The sequence below is a fragment of the Paucibacter sp. Y2R2-4 genome, from assembly GCF_025717535.1.
In the GTDB taxonomy this organism is placed as follows: domain Bacteria; phylum Pseudomonadota; class Gammaproteobacteria; order Burkholderiales; family Burkholderiaceae_C; genus Paucibacter_A.
The window spans coordinates 164,392-188,084 of record NZ_JAJIRO010000004.1 but is presented as its reverse complement, the minus strand read 5'-3'; the positions used below and the strand labels follow the sequence as shown (position 1 = coordinate 188,084).

Genomic DNA, 23,693 nt, shown 5'->3' with positions numbered 1-23,693 from the left:
AAGGAGACCGCATGAAAGTTGCCGCCATCCAAATGGTTTCCGGCCCCGATGTCGCCCATAACCTGGCACGCGCACGGCACTGGATGAACGAGGCTGCAGCGCAAGGCGCCGAGCTGGTGGCCCTGCCCGAGTACTTTTGCTTGATGGGCTCGGCGGATACCGACAAGCTGGCCGTAGCGGAGCCCTTGGAGGCTAAGCCCTCACCGCTCAGCGCGCCCATCCAGGCGGCGCTTTCTCAAAGCGCGGCCGAGCTGGGCCTGTGGGTGGTGGGCGGCACTTTGCCGCTGCGAGGGGCTGATGCCAGCCATGTGCGCAATGCCTGCTGCGTCTACGCACCTGATGGGCAACTGGCGGCTCGCTACGACAAGATCCATTTGTTCCGCTTTGACAATGGCCGCGAGCAGTACGACGAGGGCCGGGTGCTGGAGGCCGGCAGTGAGCCGGTCACTGTGCAGGCCGGGGCGCTGAAAGTGGGCCTGAGCATTTGCTATGACCTGCGCTTTCCGGAGTTGTACCGGGCCATGAGCTTTCAGCCGGGGCAGGCGGCCTGCGAGCTGTTTTGCGTGCCGGCGGCCTTCACCTACACCACCGGCGAAAAGCACTGGGAACTGCTGCTGCGCGCACGAGCGGTCGAAAATCAGGCCTATGTCATCGCACCGGCCCAAGGCGGACGGCATCAAAATGGCAGACGAACCTGGGGCCATTCCATGATCGTGGATCCCTGGGGTGAGGTGCTGGCTTGTTTGCCCGAGGGCGAGGGCCTGGTATTGGCCGAGGTCGATGCCCAGCGTTTGCTGGATGTGCGTCGTCAATTGCCGGCGCTGCAGCACCGCAAGCTTTAAGCATGAGCCGGGCGCAGCGGGGAGAGGTGTCGTGATGAAAAACAGTGTCAGCGTGCGAGGTTTGCCGACCCGTACCTTCCGACTGTTGGCCAGCGTGGGGCTGCTCATGGTGTTGGCCGCTTGCGGCACGCCCACCGATCCGCCCAGCTTGGCCCTGACCGCCGCTGAAAGTCTGCAAATGCGCGGCTGGGTGCCCGAGCGTTTGAAGTCGCAGGTGGTCTTGTCGCCGGTCACTGGCGGCCAACCGACCGGCATGTTCTGGGGCTCCAAGATCAGCAATGCAGCGCTGCAAGAAGCCTTGGACAGCTCTTTGCGTTCCACCGGCATGCTGGCGCTGAGTCCGGGGGCTGGCAACTATCAACTCGAAGCGCAGTTGGTCGAGTTGGAGCAACCTTGGATTGGTGTGGACATCAAAGTGGTGGTGACGATTGCCTACGTCGCCATCGAGAAGCGCAGCGGCACCGTGCTTTACCAGCGGCGCTTGCGCAGCCAGTATGTGGCTGAGTTCGGTTCGGCCATGGTGGACCCGAATGAACGCATGCGACTCGCCAATGAAGGCGCGGTGCGCAGCAATATCAATTTGATGATGCGCGACTTGATCGCGCTGGCTTTGGGTTGACTGGCTGAGAGCAGGCGTGGGCGACCAGCCGATTGCCAAGCATGAATGGCAACAGTTCGCCCGGAGCGGAACTTGGTTCTGTTGCGGGAGGCACTGCAACCCGAGCCGTCGCCGGGCTCATGGCTCGGGGGTCGCCCCTGACGGGTCGACTGCCTTGCGCTGCTCGCAACTTGGGGCCGGCGCCGAACTCACTGCACTCGCTGCGCTCGTTTCGTTCAGACATGCGGCGCCAAGTCAGATGTTGAAGCGCGCTGCGCGCGCACCCCAAGTTGCTGCGCTGCTCTGCCCCTCACAAATCGCCCGGCAACGACTCGGGCCGCAGTGCGCTTGCATCGCGAACGGCGTGCCCCATCTCCTCCTGCCAACCGCCCCTCCCGAAGTTGGCTCGGCCCGCCGACGGGCGATTTGTGCACGGCCGAGGGCGCAGCGGAGCGGGTCAGGCGCGCGCAGCGCGCTTCAACTTCTAGCTTGGCAGCACTTGTTTGAACGCAGTGAGCACAGCGAACGAAGTGAGTTTGCTGCCGCTGACCTGCGTAGTGAGCAGCGAGGGGAGTCGGCTCGGAAGAGCCGACCCGTGCACCATGAGCACGGCGGCGGGCCGAGTCAACTTTGCGCGGCAAAGCCAAACTCGAGTTTCGGCTCCGGGCACACTGCTGCCATTGAAGTCAGTTCGCCCCAAGGCCTGCGCCAGCAGCCTCAGCGCCGCCCAAACATCATCTGCCGCGCCAACGCTTTCTTCAGCGGCGTGGCGGCCTGCAGCGCAGCCAGTCCGAGGCCGCGGGCAAAGGGCAGGCCTGGCCAGCGCCAGGCGAAGCTGCGTGCCAAGAAGTCGGTGATGGCCATCATGCTCCAGCGGTCTGGCGCGCGCTGCCATTCCACACGCCGCAGCGCTTGGGCCAGACTCTGGCCACCGCGCAGGGCATCGACCAAGGCATAGGCATCGCGCAGGCCCAGGTTCAGACCCTGGCCGGCCACCGGGTGCAAGGTCTGGGCGGCATTGCCGATGCGCACGATGCAGTTCTGCTCGACCAGCGTGCGCTCGGCATTCAGGCCCAGCGCAAAACACTTCAGCGGGCTGATGGCTTGTAAGGCGCCGAGCTGGGCCGGCAGCAGGCTGTTCAGCACTGCCAAGCGCTGCGTGGCGCTCAGGCTGGCGATCTCGTCCTCGGCCTGCGGCACGCACCAGACCAGCGAGGCACGGCGCTGACCTTGCACTGGCTTCAGTGGCAGCAAGGCCAGCGGGCCGTGGCGGGTGAAGCGCTCATAGGCGGCGCCAACCGGGCTGTCGTCCGCCAGCGTGACGGTGCCGACCCAGGCGTTTTGTTGATAGTCATGCTGCAGCGCTTTGCGCGCTTGCTCGGCGAACACGCCGCCTTCGGCCACCACGGCCAAATCAAAGCGCTCGGCAATGCCGGCGTCCACTTCCACACCGCTGCCTTCCAGCGCCTTCAGGCCGGTCACTGGGCTGCCGAAACGGCTGCTCAAGCGAGCCGGTTCCTGCGCCGCGCGGGCTAGCCAGGCGGCTTGCAGCGGCGCGACCAGATGGCCGTAGCTGATGACCGCACCCAGCTGAGCCACGCCTTGCTCGGCCGCGCTCAGGCAGACCTCGGGCTCATGGGCGCCGGGGTTGAAGACCGAGAACAGCGGGTGCTGCAAGCTCGGCGGCGCCTGGCTGACCGAGACGCTCAGAATCGCTTGCGCGGCCGAGTCGTCCCAGGCTTGCAAGCGCTGTAGCAATTGCACGCTGCCCAGAGCCAAGGCCAAGGTGCGCGGGTCGGCCGAAACATCGCGGTCTTGCGGACGCGCATCGAACAGCGTGATCTGCGCCTGCGGTAGCAAACGCGCCGCCAACAAGGCCAAGCTCAGGCCCACCGGGCCGGCGCCGACGATGGCCAAGCTCAGTTGAGTGGACGAGGGAGAGGACTTGGCCGAAGCGAGCAGGGTCATGAACGGTTTGGTGCAAGGATTGAGCGCTGAGTGCCAGGACTATAGCGAGCATGAAAAAAGCCCCGCCTGGGGCGGGGCTCTGGAGAGCCGCATGCCGGCCGCAGACCGGCCGCATACCGGCCGCACAAGGCTTGTGAGTGGAGCGCTCAGCCGCCGCAGCTGCCCCAGGTTTTGCCCTGGTCGCCGCTGCACTCCTTGCGGCTGGTGCCGTCGGCCTGGGTGCTCGTGCGGGTCCAAGGGTCGCGCGCGAATTTTTCACTGATGATTTGCAGACCGCGGTAGTCCTCGGCGCGTTTGGCCCAGTCATCAAAAGGCAGGGTGACGGCTTCGTCGAAGCGGTAGCCGGCGCTGCTAAGTTTGGGCGCCAGCCAGGCGAGGTCCAGGGTGTTCAATTTGTCAGCCAGGCGCTGCCAGGGCTGCAACTCCGAGCTGCCGCTGCTGCCCGGCGAAATGCTGATCATGGTGGTGTAGTCCACCTGATCTTGGCTGTAGCGCACGTAGTAGTCCCAGCCCTGCACTTGGTCCATCTCACCGCTGCTGGCGCTTAGGCATGGAGCCGCCGCGTCCAGGCTTTGAGGGCGGGTGTAGCGGGTCAGCAATTCATAGCCCACGCCGGCCTTGTCGCTGGTGTCTAGGCCTTCATACAGATTGCAGCGAAAGCTCGGCGTGTTGACGCTGGAACGGTAGCCGATGCGGTAGATCGTGTAGTTACCGCTGCCGTTGTTGAGGGGGCGGGTCTCGACGGTGCGCAGGTAGTCGGCTCGCACCATCGTGCTCAGGTCATCGGCGAGCTCATGCTTTTCGGTGCGCATCAGCCCGCCCACTTTGACGCTGTGGCTGCGGTACCAAACGCCTTGGCGGTCGTGCGGCGAAGTGCCGCGTCCGCGGTAGACCTCGGCGCGAACGTAGCTGGCATCGGCGTATTGCTGCTGAAGCTGGCGGCGCAGGGCAAAGCCCGCCTTCAAGCCGCGAACGATGTCCACGGCGAGCTGGTGAGCGGCGCTGTCCTGGCTCTGCACAAAGTCGGCATAGATGCGCGCAGCGGAAAGGTTGTGCCGCGTCACCAAACGCTTGACGGTGTCGTCGAGCTCATTCTTGAGGCGGTCGCGCAAGACTTTGTCCTGCTTCAAGGCCTGGCAGCTGTTGAGTGCGGGATCTTTGCTCAGACCATTGCGCAACTCTTCCCACAGCACCGTGGTCAGCGGCGAGGCATGCAGGCTTTGATCTTTTGCCAGTGTTTGCAACTGAGGCGGGATGGCCATTTGGTAGGCCTGCTTGACCTCGCCGGTTTCCTGGTCGATGGCGCCGACGGGCACGTCCACATAGGTCACGGTGTACGGCAGGCAGTCCTGCTGAGCTGGCGTGAGCGGCAGGGTGTACTGGCCATCGGTAGTGGAGATGGTCGAGGGTTCATCGGCATCCAGCTTTTGGTTACCGTTCAGGTCCAGCCAAACCGTAGCGCCGCGCACATAACCGTCAATCACCCGGCCACTGAGCTGTGGGCCTGGCTCGGCGGGCTTGGTGTTTGTTGGAGGGGAGGTGTTTGAATCTGTGCCGCCCCCTCCACCTCCGCCGCAGGCGATCAAGGCCCAAGCGGCCATGCCGCTGGCACACAGCGCGGCCCAGCGCGGGCCACTTCTTGTCTCGCTCATCTCTGCCCCTCTTATTCTTAAAAAGGGGCGCATTCTAGGGAGTGATTTGCGCGCCTCTCCTCAGGGTTCGCCCGAGCTTGGGGCAAGGTTCAGGCCCCTGAATACGGGGTTCTCGGCGCTTTGCTGTTCAAACGGATTTCAAGCTGCGTTGGCCTGCTCCGGGCAAGACCTTCAGGCGGTGGCCGACGTCGGCGCTATAGCTGCGGCTCGCAATATTGCTGACAAACACCCATTCGGCCAGGCATTCCTGTGCTGTCGCGGTGATCACCATGAAGCCACGTTGAGAGACGTTGGCGAAGGCGATTGAGCCATTCAACTGGCTCAGCAGAGAGCTCAGCAATGCAGCGGCGTCTGGGCCCAGATAGCTCTCGATGCCGGGCGAGCTGACCGAAGCGGTGGCGAACTCCACGCCGACGGCGGTACCGGCGCGATCTGCCAGATTGCTGGCCCAGGCGTTGTGGCTGTCGCCGGCCAACACCACCAAGTTCTTGTTCAAATTTTGGGCGCTGGCTAGCAGGGCCTCGCGAGCCGTGTCATAGCCGTCCCATGCGTCGAGATTGAGCGGTAGCGCGGGCAGGGCCAACCAAGTGCGTTCTTGTTCTGTCAATGTAGCCGGCGACAACTGCGCCTTCAGCAAGAGCTCGGCATAGGCTTTGGGGCTGAGTCCGCTGCCTGGGGCATCAAACTCGAAGCGCAAGGCGGCAGGGATCTTCATGCGCGTCATCAGCACTTGTTGGCCTAAGACCTGCCAGGTGGCGTTGGAGTTGGCCATTTGCTGGCGCAACCAGTTGTGCTGGGTTTCGCCCAGCAGCTGCCGGTCGGCACGCTTCAGCTGGGCCTCAAAGCCGGCGCTGTCGAAAGCGCTGCCCGTGCGGAAGCTGTTGTAGCTCAGTTGTTGCTCGCGACCGATCAGCCGGGTGTCCAACATATGCAGGGCCAGCAAGTCGCCAAAGGCAAAGCTGCGGTAGATCTCGTCGGGCTTGGTGCCGGTGCGTATGGGCAGCCACTCGTGATAGGCCTGAATGGCCGCTGCCTTGCGGGTGGCAAAAGCGCCTTCGCTGGCGGGCTGGTGATTGAGGCCGCCGCCCGACCAGGCGTCATCGCAAACCTCGTGATCGTCCCAGACGGCGATCATGGGCAGAGCGGCGTGCAGCGCTCGTAGATCCGGGTCGCTGCGGTACTGGGCGTAGCGGCGTCGATAGTCATTCAGGCTGAGCGCTTCGTTCGCGGGCTCGACCTCGCGACCCAGGGCCTTGGCACCCGCGTCGCCATAGTCGCCGCGGCCATATTCGTAGAGGTAATCGCCCAGATGAACGGCAGCGTCCAGGTCGTCTCGCTTGGCAGCCTCAGCGTAGGCGTTGAAAAAGCCGGAGGGGTAGTTGGCACAAGAGAACACCGCCAGCTTGACCCGCTCGGTCTGCTTGGGCAAGGTTTTGCTGCGCCCCGTGGGCGAAGTCTGGCCTTTGCATGTGAATCGATAGAAGTACTTCTGGCCGGGCTGTAGGCTGCCGGCGTCCACCTTGACGGTGTGATCCTTGTCAGCGCTGGCCAGTGCTTCGCCGCTGCTGACCAAGGACTTGAAGTCGGCATCGAGGGCCACTTCCCAGCGGACGCTCAGGCTGGCCGCGCTGTCTTGCGTGTCAATGACGCGGGTCCAGAGCATCAGGCGGTCTTTCAGGGGGTCGCCGCTGGCGACGCCGTGACTGAAGCTGATGCTGGAGGGAGGCGGTGGAGCTGGGGGCGGTGGTGGCGGCGTGGGCGCAGGGCTGCCGCCACAAGCGCTCAGGCTGAGCGTACCCAGCACCGCGCTGGTGCTGGCGACCAGGGCCAAGGATTGGCGCACGAAGTCGCGCCGACCGGCCTGGGTGTCTGGCTCTGTGAGCGCGTCGGATTGAGGGGGCAATTCATTCATCGCGTGGCTGCCTGCTGGGTTTGGGCGGCATTCTCCATGAGCTGGCAGGCATTCGGACTCGCTCTGATGGGTGAAGCGCGGCGCTGACTTGGGGGCGGGCAGCGGGAATCTGGCGACTCGGGTACGCTGCGGACCTCTCACCCCTTTTCTTGTTTTTCTTGCGCTGCCGTGGCAGCTGGAGTTGGTGCTATGCAATATCGCCGTCTGGGCCGAAGTGGCCTGCAGGTTTCTGAGCTGTCCCTGGGGTCCTGGGTGACCTATCACAAGCAGGTCGACACCCGTGCCGCCACCGAGATGCTGGCTGCGGCTTATGACGCCGGTGTTAATTTCTTCGACAACGCCGAGGTCTATGCCCTGGGGCAGAGCGAAGTGGTGATGGGCGAGGCCTTCAAGGCTTTGAAATGGCCGCGTCTGAACTACGTCGTCTCGACCAAGTTCTTCTGGGGCTTGGAACGTGAGGGCAATACCGTCAACCGCAAAGACACGCTGAACCGCAAGTATCTGATGCAAGCCATCGACGGCTCGCTCAAGCGTTTGCAGCTGGACTTTGTCGATCTGGTCTATTGCCACCGCCCCGACCCGCACACCCCGATCGAAGAGACGGTGCGTGCCATGAGCGACATGATCACTCAAGGCAAGGCGCTTTACTGGGGCACCAGCGAATGGTCGGCCAGCGACATTCGCGCCGCCTGGGAAATCGCCGAGCGCCACCACCTGCACAAGCCGGTGATGGAGCAGCCGCAATACAACCTGTTCCACCGCAACAAGGTGGAGCAAGAGTACGCCCGTCTGTATGAAGATATGGGCCTAGGCTTGACCACCTGGAGCCCGCTGGCCTCGGGCCTGCTGACCGGCAAATACAAAAACGGTGTGCCGGCCGACAGCCGTGGAGCGCTGGAAAACATGAGCTGGATGCGCGAGGGGCTGACCGACCCGGCCAAAAATGCTGCGGTGGCCGAGTTGGCCGGTATCGCCGCTGAACTGGGCGGCAATGTGGCGCAACTCGCGATCGCTTGGGCGAACCGAAATCCGCGTGTTTCGACCGTGATTTTGGGCGCCAGCAAGTTGGCGCAGCTGCAGGACAATCTTGGCGCTCTGGCCTTGACGCCCAAGCTGACGCCCGAGGTTTTGGCCCGTATCGACGCGGTCACCTCGGCCCACGCCGCCTAAGTCGGCCCTCCCTGGCCGAGGCTCAGCGGCTGGCCCTTAAACCGGGCCAAAGAGTTGTGCAAGTACCACCCGGTCGCGCCCCTGAGCCTTGGCTTGGTAAAGGGCCAAGTCCGCTTGAGCCAGCCACTGCGATGCCGAGCCGCCGCGCACCGGCACCGCGCTGCTCATGCCGATGCTGAGGGTCAGGTACTCGCTGTGGCTGGACAAGACATGCTCGATGGCCGCCGAGCGCAGCTCTTCGCGGCAGCGCTCGGCCACGGCCATGGCGCCTTCCACATCGGTCTGGGCCAGCAGCAAGACAAACTCTTCGCCGCCATAACGGGCGACCAGATCGGCGGGGCGATTGGCGCTGGTGCTGAGCGCTTGCGCCACTTTGATCAAGGCCTCGTCGCCGGCTTGATGGCCGTAGTGGTCGTTGAAGAGTTTGAAGTGATCGACGTCCACCAGGAGCAGGCTCAGCGGCGTGCCCGTGCGCAAACCCCGGCGCCATTCCTCCTCCAGCTTTTGCATCAAGAGGCGGCGATTCGCCAGCTCGGTCAGCGCATCGGTGGTGGACAGTCGCAGCAGGCGCTCATTGGCATGTTGCAACTCGGTTTCGAACTGTTTGCGTTCGGTCAGGTCTGAGATCACGCCGACGAAGAGCGGACCATCCGGTTTGCGTACTTCCGAAACCGCCACTTGCACGGTCAGGCTACGGCCGCTCTTATGCAGGGCGTGGAACTCGGTCGGGCGGCCGCGAAGCGTGCCCATACCGCGCTCGGCATAGCGGCGCAGGTAGTGGTCGTGGTGGCTCCGCTCGGGCTCGTCCATTAACAAATTGATGTTTTGGCCGACCAGCTCGCTGGGCGCATAACCGAATAAACGCTCGGACGCCGGGTTGCAGCTCAAGATCTGGCCTTGCGCGTCAATGGTGAAGATGGCCACCGCTGCCGTGCGGATGATGGCCTCCAACTCGGTTTGGCTGGCCTTCAGTTGCTGCTCTTTGGCCACCAGGTCGCTGACATCTTGATGCACCGCCAGCAGGTAGCCCTCGGGCGTGCGTGTTTCATAGGTCTGCAGCCACAAGCCGTTGGGCAGCTGGTTCAGCAGCGGTTCATGCGTTTGGCCTCGGCTGGCCAGACGCTGGGCCACCCATTCATCTTCACGGCCGATGGCCTCGGCCGGTAAAGCGCCGTGAGCGAGGCTGGCGCGCAACAGGGCTTCAAAGCTCTGCCCCTGGGCTTGGGCGTAGTCTTGGTGCGGCTGCCAAGCCTGCATGCGGCGATTGGCTTTGACCAGCCGATCTTGCGCGTCAAAGATCTCAATGCCGGCGGGCATGGCGTCAATGGCCTGCTCCAGCAGGCGCTGGTTTTGCAGGGCCACGGCCTGCACCCGAGCGAGTTCTTGCTGGGTTTCGATCAGATCCGTGACATCCATGCGCACGCTGACCAAATCGCCGCTCGGCACGCGGGTTTGGTAAACATGGGTCCAGCGCTCGCCATAGCGATGCAAGATGGGCTGATTGGCGGAGGCGCCGGCTGCTTTGCGGCCGCGCAGTCGCTCGTCCAGCCAGGCTTGCTCGCGCCCCATGGCTTCTTTCACCAGGCCCAACTTCAGTGATTCGCGCACCAGGTCTTCAAAGCGAGCTCCGTCTTGCAGCAGCGGCCCCAGGGCAGCGAACTGTTGCTCCAGCACCTGGTTGTGCAGCACCAAACGGTCTTCGCTGTCCCAGAGATCAAAGCCGGCTGGCATGGCGTTGACGGCTTCCAACACCCGCTGATGCAGGAGCAGCTTCTCAGACTTGGCCAACTCCAACTGGCGTGCTTGCTGCCGGGTCAGGCCCAGCAAGGCGCACAGGCTCAACAGCAAACCCAATAATTGCAGGGCCTGGGCCCAGGGGGGCGTGGTTTGCAGCAATTCCCAAAGCGTCAGTGCGGCGGTCATCAAAAGGGCCGCCACGGCCGCCGCCAGCCAGACATTTACCGCCACGATTGTTTTGCCTTGCCAAGGGGTCGCCGCCATCGCCGATCCATGCAGTTGATCCAAGCATTCTGGCTCAGGCCGGCAGTGCCGCTATGCGGGCTAATCCGCAGCGCTGGCTTTGATCGTGGGGGGGCTTAGTCTTGCAGACTGGCCAGCCGTTCCGGGGTGCCGACGTCAACCCAGCGCCCGGGCAACAAGCTGGCGCCCAGTTTGCGCTCTTGGATGGCGGCCTCCAGGTAGGGCCGCAGGGCCGCTTTGCTGCCCGCCGGGATCGCTTCAAACATACGGCGCCGGAACAGGCCGACGCTGGCCCAGGTGTAGCGCGGCACGTCCGGGGCAACCTCGCTCAAGGCCAGGCCCTCGGCCGAAATGCCGAAGTCGCCGCGCGGGTGGTGGGGACTGTTGTGGGTCAGCCAGAGATGGGCGTCCAAATCGCTTTGCGAAAAGCGCTCGGCCTCGGCCGGCGCAAAGCCGAAGTCGGGCAAGAAAACATCACCGGCCACCACCCAGAAGGTCTCGTCGGTGGCTTGTGGGCAGAGCAAGGGCAGGGCGCGCGCAATGCCCCCAGCCGTTTCAAGCGCGCCGACGGGCTCGGCCGATTCGTCGCTGTAATGCAGCCTCACGCCAAAGCGACTGCCCTCGCCCAGGACGACAGGGAACTGCTCGCTGAGCCAGGCGGTGTTGATGACGATGTCGCGCACGCCAGCGGCAGCCAAGGCCTCGATGTGAAATTCGATCAAGGGCTTGCCGCGAACGCACAAGAGCGGCTTGGGGGTGAGGTCGGTGAGCGGCCGCATGCGCTCACCGCGCCCGGCCGCGAGGATGATGGCTCGCATGGGGCGTGAGTCTAATGGCGAGTGCCGAGCCCAGGGCTCGGCAGGCCATCGCTCATCGGAGCGCCTAGGTTTAGCGTTTCAAGACTTTCACGCTGCTATTGGCTTTGCTGCTGTCGATATAGCCAATCGCGCCGGGCGTGCTGGCCACGAACTTCAGCACTTCGTCTTCGCTGGCCAGTTCGCGCGGTGGCTTGGCGCCCCCGGTGAAGATCTGTCGCGCCCACAGCGCTTTGAGCTGGGCCGGGCTTTTCTTCAGCACTTTGTTGCCAAAGTCCTCGCGCAAGGGGCCTTCCTTGTTGTCCACCGGCGTGGCCTCGGCGCCGCCAGGGAAGGTTTTGGTTTGGCCGAGGAAGATCTTGCTGACCTGCTCGTCGTCCATGCTGACCGCATTGCTGGGGTGAACAATGACGACGGCGTCGGCCCGAGCCAGACCCATGCCGGCGCCTGCCAAGGCCAAGACCACGAGTTGCTTGGTGATTGAAAGCTGCATGCTTGTCATGATGTGACCTCGTTTCAGAAGATGAGGTCGTAAGACACCGTGACCAGCTTGCGCATGGTGCTTGTGCCGTTCAGATAGTCCCAGTTGCTGCGATCCACTTGCAGCTTCAAGCTGCTGCTGTCATTGAGTTGGTAGCGCAGGGTCAAGCTGATATTGCTGTCGGTTTCCACATGCGTGGAGTCATCGCCCGAGCTGTAAGCCTTCAGCTGGGTGTAGGTCACCATGGGCAAGAACTTGCCGAGCCGGTAGCCGCCGCCGATCAGAAAGCCTTGGTAGCTGCCGCGCGCCGGGGTGCGGGTGACGCGCGAGAACTCGCTGCGGCCAATCCAGTTGTCCAGGTCGATATTGAAGGAGGCCGAGCTGAAGGATTGCGGCGATGACTTGCCGTAGACCGCGGGGTCGGGGGAGGTTTGCACCTCGCCTTCGGGCAGATGAGCCACCGAGCGCTGCTTGGATTTGTTGTACGAGAAGCGTGCGGTGAACCAGTCGCGGTTCAGCTCCAAGTCAATGCCCATCATATTGTCCCAGCTGATGTCTTGGCGCTCCGGGCGCTCCAGCTTGCCGATGGGATTGTCTTTGGAATGCTCCTGGCCCACATAGGCGCTGGACTTGACGGCCCAGCCGCCAATATCGTCGCGGTAGGTGATGTTGGCACCGTTGTAGTTGACCACGGCCCAGCCGTACACATCGGGCGGCACGCGCACCCAGTTGTAGGCGAAGCTGACGTCTTGGAAGTCGGAGTAGAAGAACAGCGGCAAGCGCTTGCGGCCGGCTTGCAGCGTGAACTTTGGGCTGAGGTTGTAGCTCAGGAAGGCCCATTCCAGATCGAGCTTGGACTCTTTGGCCGCGGTGCGAGCCATGACCTGACCGGTGAAGGACAAGTCGGAGGTGAAGTTCACCGTACCCTGCAGACCCGCGCGAGACTCGGGCGCCAGGCTCCATTTGTTCTCATAGACGGAGCCATGCGAGAAATCGACCACATAGCAGGCCGGGCATTGGGTCCAGGTGCTTGAGTTCGGGTAGCCGATGTCGACGCCGCTGGCGCTAAAGACTCGGCCCGCCGTGATATTGGCAAAGCCCGAATAGCTGAAGTCAATCGCCTGCGCTGGCATGCTGAGTGCCAACAGCGATGTTGCGGCAGCCATGGCCTGGAGGCTGACAGCGTGGAGTTTTCTCATCTTCCGTCCTTCCGTTTTGGGGGAGCCTCATTCCAACAACAGGGCCCATAGGGCTTGTCGGCAGCGGGTGTGAAATCTTTAACGATTGCTCAGCGCGCTGCTCAAACCTGAAATCGATCAGCCAAGCGATTCGGGGCATCGGCGGGCATTGGCACTTTGCATACTTCTAGTTTTGGCGGTGATCAGGCCTCTTGGGGGCTTTACGCCACTCCTGTCCCCCGCCCCGGACTTCGCCCGGGTCTCCTCCTTTACCTCGCGTCGCAAAGCCCCCAAGCGTCCTGATCCAGCATATTTGTGCGACTTCGATGCGGACGCACATCGATGGAATTGCCGAGTGGCGTCGGGGGCGTGATTCCGCGAGGTAAAGGAGGAGCCGGCGCCTGAAAGGTGACGGCGGGGGACTGAGCTCGGACTCAAGGCGTCCTGAGGACGGCTTGAGCCTAGCGAAGGGCTGGGCCGCTGGCCCAGACAGGAGCGGAAACACGCCCCCGGCGGCGCTTGGCACCCGCCAAGCCGCAAAGGCCCGCAAAGTGCCAAGTTCATCCCTTCCTCCACTCGACTTGGGGCCGCTCAGTTGCTTTCAGGACCATTCACCGGCAGCCAGACTTTGAAGCAACTGCCCTGGCCCGGTGCGGATTCCAGTTCGATGCGGCCGCCGTGTTTTTTGATGATGGAAAAGCTCAGCGACAGGCCCAGCCCGGTGCCTTGGCCAACCGGCTTGGTGGTGAAGAAGGGGTCAAAGATACGCCGTTGCACCTCGGGGCTCATGCCGCAGCCGTTGTCGCCGACTTCAACGCAGACGAAGTCGCCTTCATGAATGGTGCGCAGGCGGATCTCGCCGCGTTGGTTGATGGCATGGGCCGCGTTGACGATCAGATTCATGAAGACCTGGTTGAGTTGCCCTGCCAGGCAGCGAACCAAGGGCAACTCGGCAAAGTCTTTGCTGACATCAGCCTTGTATTTGATTTCATGCCGCACCACATTGAGCGTTGATTCCAGGCCCAAATTGAGGTCGGCTTCTTGCCAGTCCGATTGATCGACCCGCGAGAAGTCCTTCAGGTCCTGCACGATCTTCTTGACTCGCCCCAGGCCTTCGTCACTCTCCTTGAGCAGCTGTGGCAAGTCTTCGTGAATGAACTCCAAATCAGCCTGCTCCTGCAGCTGGTGGATCTGCTTGGCAAACTCGGGCGACTGGCCGGAGAGGTCGAGTCGCCCATACAAGCTGACCAAGGCCAGCAAGGGCTCGACATAGCGCCGCAAGCTGCCCAGATTGGAACTGACAAAGCCCACCGGGTTGTTGATCTCATGGGCAACCCCGGCCGCCAGCTGGCCGATCGAGGCCATTTTTTCCGACTGCAGCAACTGACTCTGAGCTTCTTCTAAGCGTTCGTTGGCCTGCTTGATATCGCGGTAGTTGTTGACCAATTCGCGCTGCGCACGCATCACCTCGCTGCGGTCTTGCAGCAGCCACCAAACGCCAGAACGTGGATCCGCCGGATTGGCGGGGTAGGCAATCATCTGCACCCAAATACGGTGGCCGCGCGCGGTCAGCATCTCCATTTCGTGCATCAATGGGCGGCCTTGGCTCAGGACCGGCGTGGCAGTGTTGACCAACTCCTGGTAGGCAGTCGGGCTGCTGAAGAAGCGGGCGGCCTTCAGCTCGGCGTCGTCCGCGGCTTCGAGTTCGAAGACCTCGGCGAACTTTCTGTTGCTGCGCACGATGTGGTGGCCGCAGCTGTAAATGATGCCGACCGAAGCGTTCTCCATGAAAGCGGCCAGCTCCTGATGGCTGCGCGACAACTCGGCGGTGCGCTCCTCGACGGTGTGTTCCAACTCGGCTTGATGGCGGCGCAATTGGTCTTCGGCCTGCCGGCGTTCGGTCACATCCAGCAGGGTGGCGATGGCGCCCACCACCTTGCCCTGGATGTCATACAGCGGCGCGGCGGTGCAGAAAATCCACCGGCCCTGCTCGCCAAACTGTGGGAAGTAATCCTCGGTTTCGTAGGCCCGCACCACCAAGCTGGAGGGGCGCAGATTGTCGCCATACAGGCGCTGACGCAGCTCCGAAACCGTGCCGTCGACGATCAAATCCACCAGCAGCGGGCGCGCCTCGTCATAGAAGGGTCGCCATGCCTCGGTGCTGCCGACTACGTCCATCGAATCCACACCGGTTAGCTGGCCGCAGGCGGCGTTCCAGTGCGTGATGCGGTGGTCTTTGTCGATCACAAAGGTGGGCACCGGGTTGTTCTCGAGAATCTGGTGCATGACCCGGCCCACTTCGAGCAAGCTCATCTGCACATGGCGCATATCGCTCAGGTCTTGGCAGCTGATGATGACCCGCTTGCCTTGGGGCGACTGCAGGCCTCGCGCACTTAGCTCCAGGTAGCGCACCGCGCCGGTGGCCGTCATCGCTTCACATTCCAAGGCGGGCAATTGCTCGTCTTCTTGCAAACAGCGTTCGCCGTAGGCCTTCAACGCCTCCACATGTGGATCATTGGCCCAAGCGTAGTGCGGCAAGCTCTGCATCTGCTCCAGGTCATAGCCCAGCAGTCGCTGCATGGCGGGGTTGGCATAAATGATTTGGCGGCCGGCATGCACCAGGAGCGGCGCACTCACGGCCTCCAGGGTCTGCACCTGCAAGGGGTCCAGCGCTTCGTCTTTGATGTTGTTGCCAGACATTGGGCTCAGTCCAGGCAGGCCAGGCTGCCGGGCGGGCGGCAGCGTTTCGGTGGATGCATAGGTTTGCATGGTGATGCTGCCTTGCTTGGCTTTAAGCGCGTACCGGCGCTGCCTGAGGCTTGTTGGCGCTGGCGGGGGGCGGTGCCGCTATTCCTTGGCTTGCGGGAGCGGCTGGCGCAGCCGCTTTGGCCGCCTTGGGGTCCACCACTTGCTTGATGAAAAAGCTGAAGGGCTGGCCCAGGCGCTGCTCAAACTCCAAGACCTGCTTGACCACGGCCGAGGTGAACTTGAAGTCCTTGGGCAAAAGCACGCTGCCATGCGGGCTCAGCACCGGGCGAGTCAAGATCATGCCGGGGCGCAACTCGGCGGAGCTGAGTTCAACGTCGGCCCCCGCTTCGGCGGCCAGCGCTTTCAACACCGCTTCAAAAGCGACCACGACCTCTTCGTCATAGCGGTTGCCGCGGCCTTCCAACACCGCTTTGGCCGCATCCTCGGTGGAGAAGCACTTCTCTGCCAAGTGACCGGCGATCAAGGCTTCGAAGGTTGAGGCGACATTGATGATTTGCGCGCCCAATGGCACTTCATAACCCGACAAACCATCGGGGAAGCCTTTGCCGTCCAGGCGCTCGTGTTGAGCGCGGATGATGATGGCCGTCTGGCGCAGTCGGCCCAATGGCATCAGGGCCGCTTGTGCGTGTTGCGGATGGCGTTTGTAGATTTCAAATTCATCGCCGGTCATCAGCGACACCGTTTTTTGCAATAAGGCATCGGGCAGGCCGATCTTGCCCACCTCATGCAGCAGACCGGCGTTGTAGATGTCGGTCACCTCGATGGGGCTCAGGTCCATTTGCTCGGCGAGTCGACGCGCCAGATTGGCCACCCGATGGCCATGGCCGGACACGCTGCCATCACGCAACTCCAGCAGGCCGGAAAACACACTGATGGACAACGCGAAGTTCTCTTCCAGCTGCAGATTGGCGGCGTTCAATTGCTGGTTGGCCTTCTCCATCTGAGCGTTGGCGTCGGCCAGGCGGTTGTTGGCCTCACCCAATTGCGCATTGGCAGCTTCCAGGGCTTGAGTCCGCTCTTTGACGCGCTCCTCCAAGTCTTCATTGCTGTTTTGCAGCTGATCGTTGGCGAATTGCAATTGGGCGTTGACGTTCTGCAACTGCCCGTTCACATCCTGTAGTTGCTCGTTTTGCGTCTGGGTCAGCGCGACCAGCTCGCGGTTCTCGCGCTCCAGTCTTTGGCGTTTCAAGCCGTCGCTGACGGACAGCAGGATGTCTTGGTCATCCCAGGGCTTGGCAATGTAGCGGTGGATTTCGCCGCGATTGATCGCGCCAATGGTGGAGGTGATGTCGGCATAGCCCGTCAGCATCACCCGCACGATATGAGGCCAGCGCTGCCGCACTTGTTCTAGGAATTGAACGCCATCCATCTCCGGCATGCGCATATCGGAGATCACCAGATCGACGGCTTCGAGTTCCAGCAAAGCCAAACCCGCTGCGCCGCCCTCGGCCATCAGAACTTTGTAGCCTTGGGGGCGAAACAAACGCCGCAAGGCGCTCAGGATGGAGGGCTCGTCGTCCACGAAGAGAACGGTGGCGACGGGTGCCGGGGCAACAGCCGATGCAAGGTCTTCGCTCATGGCCTGACTCCTTGACCGCCGGTTGATTCAGGGCTCAACCGTAACGATCGCAATGCAGGCCTTCAGCTTGAGTGCAAACGCTTACAAATGCATCAGCTTTTGCAATGCAGTGCGTGACCAATCACACGCGCACCCAGAAAAAAGAGCCTGCAGGGCAGGCTCTTTGTTGTAGTGGCAAGGCGTGTAAGCCAAGCCATCGCATAAGTATCAACTCAGTTTGCTTGGCGGCGACGGGCCACGGCGCCCAACAGGCCCAGGCCGCCGAGCAGCAAGGCGTAGCTGCTGGGCTCTGGCACGGCGCTGACGGTCAGCTTGCCCAGAATGCCGTCTTCTTCCAGATTTGGGCCGGCGGTGAAGTAGAGCGAGTTGGCATCGCCGAGGCTCACGCCGTTGCCGAAAGTGAGACCCCAGATGCCATCGATGAAGATGGTCTTGCCTTCGGCGTCCTTCAGCTTGCCCAGGGTGGCACCGGTTTCCGGGTCCAGCGCGGCGATGCTGCCGTCACCAAAATTGGCGACCAAGAGTTTGCCGCCATAGGCGCCGAAGCTGGTGGGTGCCATGGCCAGGCCCCAAGGCGCGTTCATATCGAGTTGGTCCTTGAAGTCCTGCACGATGTGACCATCACGGTCATAGGCGATCACGCGGCCATGGGCGGGCGCACGCACCGGCTCGCTGGGCATCAGCGGGTCGTACTCGCTGGCGGCGTAAGCCACGTACAGGCGACCTCCGATGTCTTGGATGTTGAAGGGCATGAAGTCGTTTTGCAGATCATTCGGCCGCTCGAAGTGGACGCTGGCGCTGATGTCGTTCCACTGGTTGTCGAAAGTCATGATGCGGTTGTTGGCGAAGTCGGTGGCGTAGAGCCGGTTGTCCGCCACCTTGTTGCCGCCGGCGTCGAGCTTGAAGCCCGCCGTCGTCATGGCCACGCCGGTGAAGTTGGGCGTGTATTGGTAACCATTGGCACCGGCCCAGTTGCCCGAGAAGTCCTTCACCACCACAGCTTCGTTCATGCCGGGGTTGGTGCCAGCGCGCCAGGCGTTGATGGTGCCGTCCAAAGTGACGAAGACGAACTTGGCCGAGCCTGAGATGGTGCCGGCCGATGCGCCGGTGTTCCAGTTGGTGGCAGCGCCCGAGACGTAGAACTCGGTGGGCTGGCCGGCGATGTCGCTGGCGGCGTTATAGACCTGGCCGGTCACTTGCGGGGTATAGGCTTCCACGCCCTTGGCCTGGCTGATGGGGATGACCTTCAGGCCGTCTTGATACAGAGGCTTGCCGCCGACGTCGCCGATATATGTGGTGGTGGTGCCGCTGCCGGCATTGCTGGTCCAGATGTGGCCGCCGATGCCGGGCGGGCGCAGGGCAATGCCCCAGGGGTTGATCAGGTCGGGGTCGACCATGACGGTGGGCTTGTACTTGGCGTCATTGGCGACCAGGATGGTCGTGTCGTAGCTGTTTGACGCCGCGGCAGCGCTGCCGCCGGCGCTCAGTCCGGCGGCCAGCAAGGCGGCCAGCAAAGTGATCTTGGTTTGCATCTTGGGAACTCCTCGTTTGGGCTTGCCCGTCACAATGCCTGCGCCATATGACGACTTGTTGTCATCAAACTGCCACCCCCGCACTTGGGGGTCGGGTCTTGCCCGGTCAGTGGGTGATGTGTGCGCTGTGCGCCATTTGTCCTCAGCGCCGCCGTGCAAAGCGGGCATTGAAGGCAATCGAGACCCGTTCTTCCACGCCGCGATTGGGCGCCACCCAATGCTTCAGATAGGAGGGGAAGAGCAGCAGTTGCCCAGCGCTGGGACGTACGCTGAACTTACTGGCAAAGCAGGGCGCGCCTTCGATGCTGAGGGTGCGCAGATTGGTGCGGGAATCGATGAACTCGATCTCTCCGCTACGACCATCGCCGTCGGGCGTGTGGACGTAATAGCAGCCCGACCAGACCCAGCCGGGGTGGTCATGGGGCGCATTCATGCCGCCGGGCGGCAAGATATTGATCCAGCCTTCGGCCTGGATGCCGAAGCGATTGAAGTCGTAATGGGGCGATAGCTGCAAGGTTGCTTGTCGAACGGCTTCGATGATCTGGCCGCGCAGCGCCAGGCTGCCGGGTTCCTCGCGCTCGAAGAAGTCGTCCTCGGAATGCCAGCCGTCGATATTGCTGCGCGCCAGTCCAGCCGATGCTGTGCGGCGTGCATGGGCCTCGGCCAGCAATTGGCGATTCAGGGCGTTGGCATCGACCAGCTCAAACTTCACCAGGGGCGTGAAGAACAAGGGTTCGATGCTGTGCAGATTCAAGCTTAGGGTCATGTGAGGGCCTTGCTTCTAGAGCAAGCACAAAAGCGCATGGAGAAACGCAAAAAGCGCCAGGGTGAAGCCGCAAGGCTCCATCCAGGCGCTCAGCTCATCCCCGCGGCCAGTTCAGAAGGCGGGTTTGAAGCGAGCGGAGTGGCTCAGGCCACCCCACGGACCATCGATCAACGCTGAGCTTTGCGGCGAGCTGCGAAGCCCACCAGGCCCAGACCAGCCAACATCAGGGCATAGGTTTCTGGTTCCGGCACAGCGGCGACAACGTCGCTGACCATCAATTGCAGCTGACCACCTTCAACTATGCCGGCGGGGTTGCCGCCAACCAGCATGCCTGCGGCGTCCAGGCCGGCAGCGCTGGCGTGGTCTTGGGTCACGAACAGCTGGTACTTCTTGCCGGTGGTGCCATTGGCGTCGAAGATGTCGGTCACATCGATGATGCCCGAGGTTTCTTCGTCATTGGTGTGGTAGCCGGTGCTGCCGTTCGGGGTGGTCTTGCCAGAGGCCGGGCCAGTGAAGGCGCCATTCACCACATCGCCGAAGCGGGTGGTGTCGGACTTGGCGATGATCTTGACGGCGCCGGTTTCCAGGTTGTATTCCCAGATCTTGCCGTTATGGTCAGCGCCGCCGGTGTCTTCCAGCATTGTGATGGTGCCGTCCTTGTTGACCGTCATGTTGTCAAACATATTGGCACGGCTGTTACCCACGCCGCCAGCCATCTTGCTGCCGTCCACCAAGATGTCCAGCTTGCCGCCAGCGTCAGGGTTGGCGATGTCGTCAAAAGTCATGCGCCACAGGCGCGTCGCGCCGACTTGCGTGCCGCCGGTCAGCTCGGTGCCGTCGAGGCGATCGGTGGTGACGAAGTAGTACACGTTTTGCTTGCCGGCACGCACGTCCCAGGCGCCATCTTCAGGGCGCGAGAAAGTCGTCGATGCAGTGGCGCTCAGGGTGAAGCGGCTGCCGTTGGCGATGTTGGTGGCGCGGGTGTTCGAGTCGGCGATTTCGGAAGCGTTACCCGCCACATTGACGTACTTCATCACGCCATTGGTCAGGCCGGCGCGGTCCACAGCGCTGCCGCTGTCGGTCTTGGTGCCCACATACACAGCCACGGCGTTGGATGCGATGCCGGTGCCGCCGTCGTTCTGGCCCACCACCACGGTCTTCAGCTGGCTGAAGGGGTTGGCGGCCAGATTCTCATATGCGGAGTACTGAGCCAAACCGCTGCCATTGGTGGCAGGGTTGAACTTGCCCAGCACAAAGCTGCTGCCGGCATCGCTGCCGGTGGCCACGTGAGCCATGGCGCGGCTGTTGGCGCTGGTGCCGACTTCTTCACCGTTCAGGAAGATGCGCGAGCTGGTGCCGTAGCTCTTGCCGCTGGTGTCGGTGTAGGTGTAGGCCGAAGCTGCGGCCAGATCGGCCGAGCAGAAGCGCTGGAAGGACAGGTTGGCCGCGCCGGTCACTTGGGCGCCAGTGGCTTGTGTGGCGGCATCCCAGCCGTAAACGCGCTGGATCAGGTCTCCGCCCGACTTGACTTGCAGCGTGGCCTTGTCGATGACCCAGCTGGAGACGAAAGCACCGGTGCCGCCGTGGGCACGCGCGATGCCGGCGTTCGCGCCGATTTCATGGTTCATCAGCACGGTGAAAGTGCCGTTGCCGTTGTCGAAAGCACCCAGGCCGTCTGGCAGGCCGGACATGCGGTAGCCACCGACGGCGTCACCGGCGGTGATGATGGAAGTGATGTCGTAGCCGGTGGCGCCCTTGATGTAGGACGACTGCGAGCTGCTGACACCTTGGACCAAGTTGCCGTTGAAGACTTGAGCGCTGGCTTGCGAAGCCATGGCGACGAGGGCGGCAGCAACCAGGCTGCTCAGAACGTTGGGACGGAAGGACATGGGAGGGACTCCTGATGATTGGCGATGGCTGGAACATGGGTTGTGCGACGAACCCTGTCCTGACTGGCTGACACCGCCGAAGTGCCAACAAATCCACACAGAACCCCGCACAAGCTCGCGCAGCCTAAGTGGGGGGCATGTCTGCAATGCGTCCCAGGGCATGAGCCGATCGGACTAGTGAAGAGGCCTGACGGCTTCCAGAGGCCGGTCCGCAAGCATCTCGGGGGTCTTTGCCGATGTCGACGTTGGGCTTGTTCCCCCGCAAGTCGGGGGGTATCGGGTTCGGCTACGCTGCCCTCACAAGACACAGGCGAGGCGTCCGGCTCGCAGGCTTCGCTTCAGTTCAGGCCTTTTGGGGAGGCTTTTTGAACTTCCCGGCTTTGTCTGTGAACTCTGCTGCCGGCAATGCGCGGCGTCCAAGTAAAATCCCGGGTTACCCCGTAACTCCTTCTTCACAAGCCCATGGCCACTACCGCTGCTAGCAACCCCACTTTGATGGCCAACGCCATTCGTGCACTGGCCATGGACGCCGTGCAGCAAGCCAATTCCGGACACCCCGGCGCGCCCATGGGCATGGCTGATATCGCCGTTGCACTGTGGAATCGCCACCTGCGCCACAACCCGGCCAACCCGCAATGGGCCAACCGCGACCGCTTCGTGCTGTCCAACGGCCACGGCTCCATGCTGATTTACGCACTGCTGCACCTGACCGGCTACGCCCTGCCGATCGAAGAGCTGAAGGCCTTCCGCCAACTGCACAGCAAGACTCCAGGTCACCCCGAAGTGGGCATCACCCCCGGCGTTGAAACGACCACCGGCCCCTTGGGCCAAGGCATCACCAATGCCGTCGGTCTGGCCCTGGCCGAGAAGATGCTGGCCAAGGAATTCAATATCGACGCGCACCAGATCGTCGATCACCACACCTATGTGTTCCTGGGCGACGGTTGCCTGATGGAAGGCATCAGCCATGAAGCCGCCTCGCTGGCCGGCGCCTGGAAGCTGAACAAGCTGATCGCCATCTATGACGACAACGGCATCTCCATCGACGGCCAAGTGGCCCCTTGGTTCGCCGACAACACCGCCCAGCGTTTCGAAGCCTATGGTTGGAACGTGATCGGCCCGGTGGACGGCCATGATGTCGACGCCGTGGACGCCGCCATCGCCGAAGCCAAGAAGAGCAGCGTCAAGCCGACTCTGGTGATCGCCAAGACCCATATCGGCAAGGGTTCGCCGAACCGCGCCAACACCGCCAAGGCGCACGGCGAGCCGCTGGGTGCTGAAGAAATCAAGCTGACCCGCGAACAGTTGGGCTGGGCTCACGAGCCCTTCGTCATCCCGCAAGAGGTTTATGCCGATTGGGACGCCAAGGACGCCGGCACCCAGCTGGAAGCCGCCTGGGACGAGAAATTTGACGCCTACGCCACCGCTCACCCCGAGCTGGCCGCTGAATTCCAGCGCCGCATGGCCGGCGTCTTGCCCGCCAACTTCGCGCAGACCGCGGTGGACGCGGTTGTTGCCGCTCACGGCAAGGCCGAGACCGTGGCCAGCCGCAAGGCCAGCCAGCTGGCGCTGGAAGCCTTCACCGCCGCCTTGCCCGAGTTGCTGGGTGGCAGCGCCGACCTGACTGGCTCCAATCTGACCAACACCAAGTCGACACCCGCTTTCCGCGTGGAAGAAGACGGCAGCAGCAATGCTGGCCGCCACATCAACTATGGCGTGCGTGAGTTCGGCATGGCCGCCATCATGAACGGCGTGGCCCTGCACGGCGGTTACATCCCCTACGGCGGCACCTTCCTGACCTTCAGCGACTACAGCCGCAATGCCATCCGCATGGCAGCGCTGATGAAGCAGCGGGTTATTCATGTGTTCACCCACGACTCCATCGGTCTGGGCGAAGACGGCCCAACGCACCAGTCGATTGAGCATGTGGCTTCGCTGCGCATGATCCCGGGTCTGGATGTCTGGCGTCCGGCCGACACCACCGAAACCGTGGTCGCTTGGACCATGGCCATCGGCAACGCCCAGCGCCCCAGCGTGCTGGCCCTGAGCCGCCAGAACCTGCCTTACGCGCCGAAGACTGCGGTGGATGACATCGCCAAGGGCGGCTATGTGCTGGCCGAGCCCAGCAATGTAGGCATCAAGAAGAAGGCCAAGGCCGTCATCATCGCCACCGGTTCCGAAGTCCAACTGGCCATGCGCGCGCAAGAGCTGCTGGCACTGGACGGCATCGGCGTGCGTGTGGTCTCCATGCCTTCGACCAATGTCTTCGATCGGCAAGACCTGGCCTACAAAAAGTCCGTGCTGCCCGAAGGCACGCCCCGCATTGCGGTGGAAATGGGCGTCACCGATGGCTGGTGGAAGTATGGTTGCGCGGCCGTGGTCGGTATCGACAGCTACGGCGAGTCGGCCCCGGCCCCGGTGCTGTTCAAGCACTTCGGCTTTACGGCTGAAAATGTGGCCGATACCGTGCGCGTCGCGCTGGGTGTGGCCAAGCTGAAGGGCAAGAAGTCCAGCAAGGGCAGCAAATAAGTCAGCAATGCAAAAGGGGTGCCGCGCGCACCC

At 62.8% G+C, this 23,693-nt stretch carries 15 protein-coding genes and 1 pseudogene; 4 read left to right on the top strand and 12 right to left on the bottom strand.

Features of this window, described 5'->3' with window-relative positions; genetic code table 11:
* Positions 1-11 precede the first annotated feature (11 nt).
* Both LNV06_RS16070 and LNV06_RS16065 read left to right on the top strand, forming a co-directional pair.
* Entirely contained in the window at positions 12-842 is an 831-nt protein-coding gene (locus LNV06_RS16070; protein WP_263539308.1) for a carbon-nitrogen hydrolase family protein, read from the top strand.
* 34 nt (positions 843-876) lie between these two features.
* Complete coding sequence (locus LNV06_RS16065) at positions 877-1,461, top strand: hypothetical protein (RefSeq protein WP_263539307.1); 585 nt, start codon at positions 877-879, stop codon at positions 1,459-1,461.
* 696 nt (positions 1,462-2,157) lie between these two features.
* Here LNV06_RS16065 and LNV06_RS16060 read toward each other — a convergent pair.
* The 3 genes from LNV06_RS16060 to LNV06_RS16050 form a co-directional block, all read right to left on the bottom strand.
* Positions 2,158-3,408 (bottom strand): Rossmann-fold NAD(P)-binding domain-containing protein, encoded by a 1,251-nt coding sequence (locus tag LNV06_RS16060; RefSeq protein WP_263539306.1) that lies wholly within the window; start codon positions 3,406-3,408, stop codon positions 2,158-2,160.
* Between the two features lie 146 nt (positions 3,409-3,554).
* Positions 3,555-5,060 (bottom strand): hypothetical protein, encoded by a 1,506-nt coding sequence (locus LNV06_RS16055; protein ID WP_263539305.1) that lies wholly within the window; start codon positions 5,058-5,060, stop codon positions 3,555-3,557.
* A 127-nt stretch (positions 5,061-5,187) separates the two neighbouring features.
* Positions 5,188-6,972, bottom strand: coding sequence for an alkaline phosphatase D family protein (locus tag LNV06_RS16050; protein WP_263539304.1), 1,785 nt, complete (start codon positions 6,970-6,972; stop codon positions 5,188-5,190).
* Positions 6,973-7,161: 189 nt separating this feature from the next.
* On the opposite strand from LNV06_RS16050, the gene LNV06_RS16045 reads away from it, so the two are divergent.
* The gene (locus tag LNV06_RS16045; RefSeq protein WP_263539303.1) at positions 7,162-8,142 is read left to right on the top strand and encodes a potassium channel beta subunit family protein; all 981 of its coding nucleotides are present in this window, start codon (positions 7,162-7,164) and stop codon (positions 8,140-8,142) included.
* A gap of 36 nt (positions 8,143-8,178) precedes the next feature.
* Here LNV06_RS16045 and LNV06_RS16040 read toward each other — a convergent pair whose 3' ends face one another.
* From LNV06_RS16040 to LNV06_RS22680, 9 genes and pseudogenes are all read right to left on the bottom strand, one after another.
* A complete protein-coding gene (locus LNV06_RS16040; RefSeq protein ID WP_263539302.1) occupies positions 8,179-10,110 on the bottom strand; it encodes a diguanylate cyclase domain-containing protein in 1,932 nt (643 codons plus the stop codon).
* A gap of 128 nt (positions 10,111-10,238) precedes the next feature.
* Positions 10,239-10,940: an N-acetylmuramate alpha-1-phosphate uridylyltransferase MurU gene (gene murU / locus LNV06_RS16035; protein ID WP_263539301.1), complete on the bottom strand. Its 702-nt coding sequence runs from the start codon at positions 10,938-10,940 to the stop codon at positions 10,239-10,241.
* A 70-nt stretch (positions 10,941-11,010) separates the two neighbouring features.
* Positions 11,011-11,439 (bottom strand): type 2 periplasmic-binding domain-containing protein, encoded by a 429-nt coding sequence (locus LNV06_RS16030; protein ID WP_263539300.1) that lies wholly within the window; start codon positions 11,437-11,439, stop codon positions 11,011-11,013.
* A gap of 14 nt (positions 11,440-11,453) precedes the next feature.
* The gene (locus tag LNV06_RS16025) at positions 11,454-12,617 is read right to left on the bottom strand and encodes a porin (protein ID WP_263539299.1); all 1,164 of its coding nucleotides are present in this window, start codon (positions 12,615-12,617) and stop codon (positions 11,454-11,456) included.
* A 570-nt stretch (positions 12,618-13,187) separates the two neighbouring features.
* Positions 13,188-15,296 carry an ATP-binding protein gene (locus LNV06_RS16020; protein WP_263539298.1) on the bottom strand — a complete coding sequence of 703 codons (2,109 nt, stop codon included), beginning with the start codon at positions 15,294-15,296 and terminating at the stop codon, positions 13,188-13,190.
* A 91-nt stretch (positions 15,297-15,387) separates the two neighbouring features.
* Positions 15,388-16,944: an HD domain-containing phosphohydrolase gene (locus LNV06_RS16015; RefSeq protein ID WP_263539297.1), complete on the bottom strand. Its 1,557-nt coding sequence runs from the start codon at positions 16,942-16,944 to the stop codon at positions 15,388-15,390.
* A gap of 212 nt (positions 16,945-17,156) precedes the next feature.
* The gene (locus tag LNV06_RS16010; protein WP_263539296.1) at positions 17,157-18,476 is read right to left on the bottom strand and encodes a TIGR03118 family protein; all 1,320 of its coding nucleotides are present in this window, start codon (positions 18,474-18,476) and stop codon (positions 17,157-17,159) included.
* Between the two features lie 142 nt (positions 18,477-18,618).
* Positions 18,619-19,242 (bottom strand): TIGR02466 family protein, encoded by a 624-nt coding sequence (locus LNV06_RS16005; protein WP_263539295.1) that lies wholly within the window; start codon positions 19,240-19,242, stop codon positions 18,619-18,621.
* 167 nt (positions 19,243-19,409) lie between these two features.
* Positions 19,410-19,505 (bottom strand): annotated as a pseudogene (locus tag LNV06_RS22680) (FxDxF family PEP-CTERM protein); the annotation flags it as partial.
* 2,088 nt (positions 19,506-21,593) lie between these two features.
* On the opposite strand from LNV06_RS22680, the gene tkt reads away from it, so the two are divergent.
* On the top strand, positions 21,594-23,660 hold the full coding sequence (tkt, locus tag LNV06_RS15995) for a transketolase (RefSeq protein ID WP_263539293.1): 2,067 nt from the start codon (positions 21,594-21,596) through the stop codon (positions 23,658-23,660).
* Positions 23,661-23,693: the final 33 nt, after the last annotated feature.